We start from the raw sequence: 9,336 nt of genomic DNA, 5'->3' as shown, positions 1-9,336 counted from the left end.
CGGGAGATCGACGCGAACTCCGGCACCGACGGCTACCAGCCCTACGCCGCCCACCGGGCAGCCGCCGCACGCAGACCCCGGCCCAAGGACCGCAAGCTGCTGCGCGAGGGACCGTTGCGCCGCTTCGTCCAGGACCACCTGCGCCGGCGGTGGTCGCCGGAACAGATCTGCCACGCTCTGCACAATGAGTATCCCGACGACGAGAGCATGCGGGTGAGCGTGGAGACGGTCTACCAAGCGCTGTACTTCCAGGCCCGCGGCGGCCTGAAGCGGGAGGTGCAGGCCGCGATCCGTTCCGGCCGGACCCGCCGCAAACCACGCCGGGACCCCGAGCGGCGCACCCCACGCTTCATCGACCCGATGGTGATGATCAGCGACCGTCCCGCCGATATCGAGGACCGGGCCGTGCCCGGACACTGGGAAGGCGACCTGATCATCGGCGCAGGCGGGCGCTCCGCGATCGCCACCCTGGTCGAACGCAGCACCCGCTACACCATGCTCGTTCACCTGCCGGGCGGAGCCCACGACGCCGAGACCGTCCGCGACGGCCTCGTCGCCACGATCCAGACCCTGCCCGCCCACCTCCGCGGCTCCCTCACCTGGGACCAGGGAAGCGAGATGGCACGCCACAAACAGTTCAGCATGGCCACCGGCATGCCCGTCTACTTCTGCGACCCCGCCTCGCCCTGGCAACGAGGCTCGAACGAGAACACGAACGGGCTGCTGCGCCAGTACTTCCCCAAGGGCACCGACCTGAGCGTCCACAGTCCCGAAGACCTCGAACACGTCGCACAAGAACTCAACGGCCGCCCACGCAAGACGCTCGGCTGGGATACCCCAGCCGAGCGTCTACATGATCTACTCACCACCTGAAACCAAGTGGTGTTGCGACGACCCCTTGAACCCAAGCCCCCGCTGCGCGGGGCCCGGTACTCAGTGACCTGGTTCTCGGCGGAGGCGGCCGGAGTCTGTCTCCGTGGGGCGTCCACGCGCAGTCCGTCCCGCTTAACTGAGATCAAAACTGCAACCACTAACGTTGAAGGGCCCCGCAGCAAGCTGCGGGGCCCTTCAACGTTAGTGCCCGGTGAGGCACTGGCGGAGGATACGAGATTCGAACTCGTGAGGGGTTGCCCCCAACACGCTTTCCAAATGTTCGTATGGGGGTCCGGCGGGGGCCGTAGGTGTCCTGACCTGCGGCGGATCGTTCGGGGTGGCCTCGCCCGGACAGGGCCGGACGGGGCCGAATGAGACCAGAACTGAGACCGAGGCGGGCGGCTCTAGCTACAGAGCAAGCCGCTTACCGGCGTTTGGCTCTATACCGCGCCGCGATCTTCCTAGCGCCTGATGAGTTCATGCGCATTCGCGCGAACTCGACACTGACATCGAAGCGTTGAGCGACTTGGGGATCGTCAAGGTTGTCGAACGCGGCCTTGATCGCAGCGGACTTGGGGATCAGGAGCTCCGCGGAGAGGTCGTGTGCTTCCTGCTCCTTCACCTTCATCGCCGGGTCCAAGCTGCGACACCCGCCATCGCTGACCAGAAGGCCACTGAACTCGTGCTCAAGAAGGAGGTGTCCCATCTCGTGCGCGATGTTTGATCGGCGCCGCTGTGGTGTATGCGAGGAGTTCACGAGGATGAAGCATCCTGTTCCTGCCGGGACCAAGGCGGCAGACCACTGTCCTGCGCCGGCAGAGCTGAAGTAGTCCAGCGCCGCCGGTGAGCAGCCATGAGCGGCGAGGTCGCTCAGCTCGTACACGCGGACACCCCACTCATCGGTCAGACGTGTGAGGTCTAGGGGGTCGTGGAGGTCGGCCCCGATCCGTTGACGCTCTTCGAGCGCCAGCCCTTCGAGCGCCCTCTTGGTCCACCGAGATCCCATAGCTCACCCCACAGAGGAGTCGCGGTCGGAGGCGAACCGACGCATTGCCGCTCCGATCACCTCTTCCAGGTACCGCACGTCTTCTTCACCTAGGTCGCTGCGGGCGCGCAGGAGCGGGGCGAGTTGAACCAGCAGCTCCGGCTCGGCGGTGGGCTTGGCCTCGGCTTCGGCAGCCGGATCGATCATGAAGTTCTCGGCTGGCAGCGAGAGCCACTGCACGAGGGCAGCGAAGGCGTCCACGTCCGGTCGGTGGCCGTTGGCTAGCCGGGTCATGGTCGAAGGGCTGACGCCCACCTCTCCCGCCAACTGTCGCCATGAGAGTCCTCTCGTGGTCCGCGCGGCGTCGAGGGCCGCGTACAGAGTGGCCACGTTCACGCGGGTCCTGGCCATCGCCCTCCTCCTCTTGGTGTGGGGGTGTTGCCTCCTTTCTATCAGTGTTCGACATCTCTAACACCCCCGTGCTAGCGTGATCACACGTGTTCGACATGTCAAACGATGTGAAGATCTCGAAACGCAGCCGTGTCCGCCTTTGAGCGGACGGCACTACTAGAAATGAGGAATGCGATGGACACCGCCATCGAGCCGACGCCCGGCCAGGACGAGCGCCGCCCCGTCAAGATCACGGTCACCGTGGAACAACCAGCCTGTGATCCTGCCCGGCCGTGAGCTCACCGGCCTGGAGATCAAGCAGGCAGCGATCACCCAGGGCGTACCGATCGACGCCGGCTTCCAGCTGTCGGTCAAGCGGGGGAACGGGCGCTATGAGGTTGTTGACGACGACGAGCAGATCCGGGTCCGCCGGAACCAGGAGTTCCTGGCCGTGCCCCCGGACGACAACTCGTGAGAACCCGCACTTCGGTGGTCGCCGAAGCTGTCGAGGCTGTCCGGGCCCAGTTCGCCGGTCACACGGTCGAGGTGGTCCCGGACGGCACGGGCGGTGTGTTCGTCACCATCGAGGACGTGTCGGTCGGCCCCTCCTACACTCCCGTCGTCACCTGGCTCGGCTTCCAGATCAGCGCCGCCTATCCGGACGCTGACGTCTATCCCCACTACGTCGGGCCGCTTTCCCGTACCGACGGGCAGCCTCATGGACCGGCAGTCCAGTCGACTGGCTGGCGCGGCCAGCCCGCGCTGCAGATTTCCCGCCGTTCTAACCGTCGCGACGCGACCATCGACAGCGCGGCGCTCAAGGCCGAAAGGATCCGCCGGTGGCTCGCCGACCAGTGAACTCGCCCGCCGAGGGATGGAGCCTGACCATCCCCCACCGCCTCTGGACGGAACTGTCCGCGCATCTGTTCCCGTCCGGCGGAGGAGCCGTGCTGCTAGCCGGCCATGCCCAAGGGGCACGAGGCCCGCGTCTGCTGGCCTATGACCTGATCACGGCCGTCAATGACACCGACTACATCCCCGGCGAGTATGGCCACCACGCTCTCGCCCCATCGTTCGTCCGGGATGCGGCAGTCCGTGCCCGCGACGAATCCGCGGCCTACCTTGCGGTCCATGCCCATGCGGGGCTGGATCGGGTTCGCTTCTCCTCCATCGACACCGCGAGCCATGAGCGCGGGTACCCGGCCCTGCGGCAGATCACCGGACAGACGGTCGGCGGGCTCGTCTTTACCCCACATGCTGCTGCGGGGGACCTCTGGCTTGCCGACGGCAGCCGCGTACCCCTGACCGAGACCGTGATCCCGGGAGGAAATCTGCTGCGCCTTCGCCCTTGTCCAGCCACTGCTACGTCCGCCCGGCTGGAGCACGACCGACAGGCCCGGCTCCTGGGCGACGCCGGACAGGAGACACTGAACCGGCTCCGCGTCGCGGTCGTCGGCCTGGGTGGTGTCGGCAGCGTCCTCGTCGAAGAACTAGCCCGCCTGGGGGTTGGCACGCTCGTCCTCATCGATGACGACACTGTCGAAGCTACCAACCTGCCTCGCCTAGTAGCTGCCGGAAAGGAAGACATCGGTCGGCTCAAGACCGACCTTGCGGCCCGGAACGCGCAGCGCGCGAATCCCAGCATTCGTCTGATCTCCAAGGCCACGCGTGTGGAGCACCCCGAGACCCTCAAAGAACTGGCGCTCTGCGACTGGATCTTCCTTGCCGCTGACAGCGCATCCGCCCGTCACTGGGTCAACGCCACCGTTCAGCAGTTCCTTATCCCAGGCGTGCAAGTAGGCGTCAAGATCCCTGTCGATTCCGCTGGCTGCGTCGGCCAGATCCATACCGCCACCCGGATCATGCTCCCCGGGGACGGTTGCTTGTGGTGCAACCGGCTCATCGATGCCACTCAGCTCGCGATTGACATGCACCCCAAGGCCGAGCGGGCCGCTGCCCGCTACGTTCCCGGTGTCCCATCGCCCAGCGTCATCACACTCAACACCGTCGCAGCTGCCGAGGCCCTCAACCACTTCGTCCTAGCCGCCACTGGCCTGCATGATGACGACCACGATCACGCAGCCGTTATTCATCGCCCTCGTACCCGCCAGCGCGACCTGCAAGACCCCCGCCAGGACGCGAACTGTCGGTGGTGCACTCCCGCTGGCCGCCTCGGCCGAGGCGGCCAGCGGGGGAGCCTCATAAGGCCATGCTCTAACCAAAAGCCCGTGTGGAGGTGAGCGAGACGTACGAGTAGGAGACGAATCGGAAACGACAGTGGAAGGTAGGCGGAGTGGCCAGGGCGGGTGTCCGGCGTCGGTACCCTGGAGCGCATGTCTGCTGCCCCGGTTCGCGTTCGTTTCGCCCCGTCCCCGACCGGCATGTTCCATGTCGGTGGTGCGCGGTCCGCTCTCTACAACTGGGCGGTGGCGCGACAGTCCGGCGGCACGTTCGTCCTGCGGATCGAGGACACCGACGCGGCCCGGAACAAGCCGGAGTGGATCGACGGGATCGTCAACGCGCTCGCGGCGATCGGCATCCACGGCGAGGACGCGTCCTTCGAGGGTCCGTACTTCCAGTCGCGCAACGCCGACCGGCAGCGGGAAGCGGCCCAGCAGCTCTTCGCGGCCGGTCGAGCGTACTACTGCGACTGCACCCGGGAGCAGCTGAAGGAGCGCACGGGGTCGGAGCACCTCGGGTACGACGGGTTCTGCCGGGAGCGTGGGCTGGCCTTCGAGGAGGGCCGGGCGCTGCGGTTCCGGACCCCGGACGAGGGTGAGACGGTGGTGGTCGACCTGGTCCGTGGGGAGCCGGCGTTCCCCAACAGCGCGATCGAGGACTTCGTGATCGCCCGCGGTGACGGGTCCCCGGTCTTCCTGATCGCCAACGTCGTCGACGACCTGGACGAGGGCATCACTCAGGTCATCCGCGGCGAGGAGCACCTGTCGAACACGCCGAAGCAGCAGCTGCTGTGGGAGGCGCTCGGTGCCGAGCCGCCCGTGTGGGCGCACCTGCCGGTGATCGTGAACGAGAAGCGGCAGAAGCTGTCCAAGCGCCGTGACAAGGTCGCGCTGGAGGACTACCTCGCCGAGGGCTTCCTGCCCGCGGCGATGGTGAACTACCTCATGCTCCTCGGCTGGGGCCCCGGCGACGACCGCGAGATCATGCCGTACGAGGAGCTGGAGCAGCTCTTCCGGATCGAGGACGTGAACACCGCGCCGGCCTTCTTCGACGTGAAGAAGCTGACGGCGTTCAACGGCGACTACATCCGGGCGCTGTCCCCGGAGCAGTTCGCCAACGCCTGCGCGCCGTGGCTCGTCGCCCCGTACGCGCCGTGGGCCCCGGAGGCGTTCGACAAGGACCTCTTCGAGGTGGTGGCCCCGCTGGCCCAGACCCGACTGGCGCTGCTGTCGGAGATCACCAGTTACGTGGACTTCCTGTTCCTCGACGAGCCGGTCCGGGACGATGCGTCGTGGAACAAGGCGATGAAGGCCGGCGCCGGAGACATCCTGTTCGACGCCCGAGCCGAGCTGGCCACCGTCGCGGACTGGCAGGCGGACGACCTGAAGGCCGTCCTGCTCGCCGTCGGCGAGAAGCACGGCCTCAAGCTGGGCAAGGCCCAGGCGCCCATCCGGGTCGCGGTCACCGGCCGGACGATCGGACTCCCGCTGTTCGAGTCCATGGAGCTGCTCGGCCGGGATCGTGTGCTGGCCCGTCTGGACGCGGCGGCCGAGAAGCTGGCCGCCGCGCAGGCGTAGCCACCGGTCAGGCGACCTTCGCCAGAAGGTCGCCCCAGGCGTTGCCGAAGTAGTTCAGATCGAACCGGGCCAGAGCTTCGTACGTGGCCTTGGCCTCGGTCTGGTGCGCCGTCGCGCGTGTTCGGACCTGCTCCGAAAGACGTTCGAGGTCCGGTGCCGGCTGGCCGGTCAGTGCGGCTAGGTCACCCAGGCCGGCCACCGGGCGGATCAGGCAGGGCAGGCCGAGCAGCAGGGCCTCGGCTGCGCAGCGGCTCCAGCCCTCCCGCATCCGGGGGAGGAAGACGCCGACATCGCAGGCGCGCAGCAGCCGCAGGTACCGCTCGCGCTCCACGTCGTAGTGCGTGCCGTCGAAGCCGATGGTGTTGCTGCCGCTGGTGATCACCCGCAGGTCGGGAGCACCGGCCAAGGCTGCCGAGACCTCCTCCGTTCCCTTCCAGTGCACGGCCTTGCCCGTGTACACGCCGATCACGTCCGGCGACAGCCCGAACTCTGCGCGGCACACGGTCCGGTCGAAGCCGCGGGCCCGCTCGACCTCGGTCATGTCGAAGGCGTTGTAGATCACTCGTACGTTGCGGACGCCTCGGGCCCGGAGGAAGTCGGCCCAGTACGGGGCGACGCACACCACGGCGGCGCACTGGGGTAGTACCCGGAACAGGCGCTCCCAGAGCATGGCCTCGGCGGGGGCGGAGTCGTGCTGCAGCGGCTCGTAGTGATGGAGGAGGAACACCGTGCGGGCCCGCATCTTCGGCGTGAAGAGCAGCAGGCTCAGGTCGTCCCACACGAAGGTGCCGCTCGCGCCGTCCAGCGCCCGGACCGTCGGGGCCAGGCGGGCGAGGTGGCGGAGCTTGCGCCAGCGGCGGACCCGGTAGGTGCGCTTGTGGTCCGGGACCGTGCGCCACTCCACGTCCTCGGCCGTCGCCTCGTGGAGCATCCGTAGGTAGGCCCGTCCGCCGGTCCGGCCGACCGGCTCCATCGAGTGGACGACCCGCTTCATTGACGTACCTCCTGTTGGTGTCGGACGTACTCGGCGTGGAGCAGTGCGTGCACGGCCGCCAGGTGGGGGCTGAGGCCGCGGGCGGCGCCGGCGAGCGGGAGGTAGAAGTCCTTCAGGCTCCGGAGGAATCGCCCGCGCCTGTGGAGGCTGGGCGAGGCCGCGAGATCACGCAGGTTGTGGAGGCGGTCGGTGAGCCGGACGACGAGTTCCTCGGGCGGGAGCGCGGCCTGCTTGAAGCGCCAGCGGGTTTCGTCGTCGGCGGCCTTGGGACGCTGTTCGAGGCGGTGGTCGGCCGTCATCGCCCGCAGACGGCCGGTGAACGGGGCGCCGAGGTGCTGGACGAGTAGTGACTCCGACGAGGGGGCCACTTCCAGGGCGTCGTGGAGGAGGGCGAGGCGCAGGGTCTCGGGGTGGCTGACCCTGATCTCGGTGCGCAGGATCATGACGACGGCCAGCGGGTGTTCCAGGTACGGGGTGCCCTGGTCGCGGGTGTGGCCGTCGTACACGGTGAGCGCGAGGGCGCTGGACACGCGGGCGCGGGACTGCTCGTCAGTGCCCCACGCGGCGGCGCCGAGCACGGTCAGGACATGGTCCAGGTCGATGTGGTCCATCCGCCTCACCGCGTAGGGAGGGTCGTGGCACGGGGGTCGGACACGTGATCGGCGAGCAGCAGGGTGTCTCCGACCGCGAGGGCGTCGAGGCCCAGGTCGGCAGCCGCTGCCACGGCCTGCGAGGCGGTCCGCAGGATCGGGGTTCCCTTGCGGTTGAAGGAGGTGTTCAGCAGGACCGGCAGTCCGGTGCGGGCGTGGAACTGCTCCAGGAGTGCGCGCAGGCCCTGATGGTCGGCGGTGACGGACTGGAGCCGGGCGGTGCCGTCGTGGTGGGTGACGGCGGCGAGGCGGTCCGCCCGGCACCGGCGGACGTGGGCGACGCGGTTCATGAAGGGGTCGCCCGCCGACATGAACCACTCCGTGGTGTGCTCGGTGAGGACGGCCGGGGCGAACGGGCGGTACGCGGATCGCTTCTTGATCGCGTTGAGCCGGTCACGTGTGGCGGCGTGGCCGGGGTGGGCGAGGATCGAGCGATGACCGAGGGCCCGCGGCCCGAATTCGAGCCGCCCCTGTACCCAGCCGACGATGTGGTGTTCTGCGAGGAGCGCGGCCACCGCGGTCGTCAGACCCGGCCCCAGGTCGGTCAGGGTGCGATACCCGGACGGCACCTGTGTTCCCGACACCGGGCCTGGGCACGGACCCCAGTCTGCGTCGGTCGGCACGGGGAGTCGCTCCTGCCCGAGTTGGTAGTGCCAGCCGTACAGCGCGGCGCCCACGGCGGTGCCCGCGTCGTGCGGGGCCGGCGCCACGAAGAGGGTTGCGAAGCCGCTATCGGCTGCCAGCTGGCCGTTGAGGTGGGAGTTCAGGGCGCACCCGCCTGAGAAAACCAACGTCGAGGCCCTGGTGAGCCGTTGCAGGTGGCGGGCGATGTGGACGACGGACTCGGCGAAGACTGTCTGGACGGCGGCGGCCAGGTCGGCCCGCTCGTGTTCCGGCTGCTTCGCGACGTTGTCGGCTGTCCATGCCCGGCTGCCTAGCCGCAGCGGTGTGCTGCTGTCCGCCGAGCCCCAGGGGTGGTCGATGCGGACCTCGCCGTTGTCGCCGAGCCGGATCAGCTCGCGGATCTGGGCTCCGTAGCGCCGGGGATCGCCGAAGGCCGCGAGCGCCATCATGCTGCCCTCGGGCTCGTCGCCGGGTGGGATCACCCGCCGTGCGAGGTTCCGGTAGAAGTGCCCGAGGGAGGAGTGGACGCGCCGGGGGCCGTCCGGGCCGGGGACGACGGTCGGCATGCCTTGGTGGAGGCGGTCGATGCGATCGGGGCGCAGGTCGTACCCGGTGATGCGCTCGCGGCCGGGGCCGAAGTCGGAGCCGAGGGAGCTGCCGCCGGCGTCGATGACCAGGCCGGCCGCGTGCTCGTGGCCGGAGAGCAGGTAGCCGGAGAGCACGTGGGCCGTGTGGTGGGAGAGCAGACGGAGCTGTTCGCCGAGCGGGGCGGGCAGCAGGGCGGCGAGTTCGTTGCGCTCCTGGGCCAGCCACCAGCCGGCGGCGGGGTTGGGGCGCATGGAGGCGGCCCAGACGGCGTCGACGTCCCGCGGTTCCAGGCCGGCGGCCTCCAGGCACCAGTGGAGTGCGCGGGTCGGGGCGGTGAGCGTGCCCTTGCGGTGGGGGTGGTGGTGCTTGACGCCGCTCCAGCGTTCCTCCTCGGCCGCGTAGAGGTGGCCGTCGACGACCAAGGCGGCGCTGGTGTCGTGGTGGAAGTTCAGTCCGAGGACTGCAGGCATGGTG

The 9,336-nt window shown here is 68.8% G+C and carries 10 protein-coding genes; 5 read left to right on the top strand and 5 right to left on the bottom strand.

All coding sequences use genetic code 11. The annotated features are described in order from the left end of the window. The coding region (locus ABT092_RS27305) for an IS30 family transposase (RefSeq protein ID WP_351248455.1) at positions 1-873 on the top strand (873 nt) is incomplete at its 5' end. A gap of 424 nt (positions 874-1,297) precedes the next feature. Here ABT092_RS27305 and ABT092_RS27300 read toward each other — a convergent pair. Then, positions 1,298-1,879, bottom strand: coding sequence for an ImmA/IrrE family metallo-endopeptidase (locus ABT092_RS27300; protein ID WP_351248453.1), 582 nt, complete (start codon positions 1,877-1,879; stop codon positions 1,298-1,300). Positions 1,880-1,882: 3 nt separating this feature from the next. Then, positions 1,883-2,269, bottom strand: coding sequence for a helix-turn-helix domain-containing protein (locus ABT092_RS27295; RefSeq protein ID WP_351248451.1), 387 nt, complete (start codon positions 2,267-2,269; stop codon positions 1,883-1,885). A gap of 256 nt (positions 2,270-2,525) precedes the next feature. On the opposite strand from ABT092_RS27295, the gene ABT092_RS27290 reads away from it, so the two are divergent. From ABT092_RS27290 to gltX, 4 genes are all read left to right on the top strand, one after another. Next, positions 2,526-2,723: a multiubiquitin domain-containing protein gene (locus ABT092_RS27290; protein WP_351248449.1), complete on the top strand. Its 198-nt coding sequence runs from the start codon at positions 2,526-2,528 to the stop codon at positions 2,721-2,723. A gap of 14 nt (positions 2,724-2,737) precedes the next feature. Beyond that, the gene (locus ABT092_RS27285) at positions 2,738-3,106 is read left to right on the top strand and encodes a hypothetical protein (protein ID WP_351248447.1); all 369 of its coding nucleotides are present in this window, start codon (positions 2,738-2,740) and stop codon (positions 3,104-3,106) included. Further along, the gene (locus tag ABT092_RS27280; RefSeq protein WP_351248445.1) at positions 3,088-4,488 is read left to right on the top strand and encodes a ThiF family adenylyltransferase; all 1,401 of its coding nucleotides are present in this window, start codon (positions 3,088-3,090) and stop codon (positions 4,486-4,488) included. The genes ABT092_RS27285 and ABT092_RS27280 overlap by 19 nt, the downstream gene beginning before the upstream one ends. A 141-nt stretch (positions 4,489-4,629) precedes the next feature. Continuing rightward, entirely contained in the window at positions 4,630-6,006 is a 1,377-nt protein-coding gene (gene gltX / locus ABT092_RS27275) for a glutamate--tRNA ligase (protein ID WP_351248459.1), read from the top strand. Between the two features lie 7 nt (positions 6,007-6,013). Here gltX and ABT092_RS27270 read toward each other — a convergent pair whose 3' ends face one another. The 3 genes from ABT092_RS27270 to ABT092_RS27260 are packed head-to-tail and all read right to left on the bottom strand — an operon-like array spanning position 6,014 to position 9,332. Beyond that, entirely contained in the window at positions 6,014-7,000 is a 987-nt protein-coding gene (locus tag ABT092_RS27270) for a glycosyltransferase (RefSeq protein ID WP_351248443.1), read from the bottom strand. Further along, on the bottom strand, positions 6,997-7,611 hold the full coding sequence (locus ABT092_RS27265; protein WP_351248441.1) for an HD domain-containing protein: 615 nt from the start codon (positions 7,609-7,611) through the stop codon (positions 6,997-6,999). Before ABT092_RS27265 ends, ABT092_RS27270 begins: the two co-directional genes overlap by 4 nt. Before the next feature lie 5 nt (positions 7,612-7,616). Continuing rightward, complete coding sequence (locus ABT092_RS27260; protein ID WP_351248439.1) at positions 7,617-9,332, bottom strand: carbamoyltransferase C-terminal domain-containing protein; 1,716 nt, start codon at positions 9,330-9,332, stop codon at positions 7,617-7,619. Positions 9,333-9,336: the final 4 nt, after the last annotated feature.

Origin of the sequence: Streptomyces sp. NPDC002490 (assembly GCF_040296045.1) — a bacterium.
GTDB lineage: Bacteria > Actinomycetota > Actinomycetes > Streptomycetales > Streptomycetaceae > Streptomyces.
This window is presented reverse-complemented; position numbering and strand designations above follow the sequence as displayed.

Bases quoted from the DNA above. Each gene is read 5' to 3' on its own strand.
- ABT092_RS27300 (WP_351248453.1), bottom strand. From the start codon at position 1,879: ATGGGATCTCGGTGGACCAAGAGGGCGCTCGAAGGGCTGGCGCTCGAA.
- ABT092_RS27295 (WP_351248451.1), bottom strand. From the start codon at position 2,269: ATGGCCAGGACCCGCGTGAACGTGGCCACTCTGTACGCGGCCCTCGAC.
- gltX (WP_351248459.1), top strand. From the start codon at position 4,630: ATGTTCCATGTCGGTGGTGCGCGGTCCGCTCTCTACAACTGGGCGGTG.
- ABT092_RS27270 (WP_351248443.1), bottom strand. From the start codon at position 7,000: ATGAAGCGGGTCGTCCACTCGATGGAGCCGGTCGGCCGGACCGGCGGA.
- ABT092_RS27265 (WP_351248441.1), bottom strand. From the start codon at position 7,611: ATGGACCACATCGACCTGGACCATGTCCTGACCGTGCTCGGCGCCGCC.
- ABT092_RS27260 (WP_351248439.1), bottom strand. From the start codon at position 9,332: ATGCCTGCAGTCCTCGGACTGAACTTCCACCACGACACCAGCGCCGCC.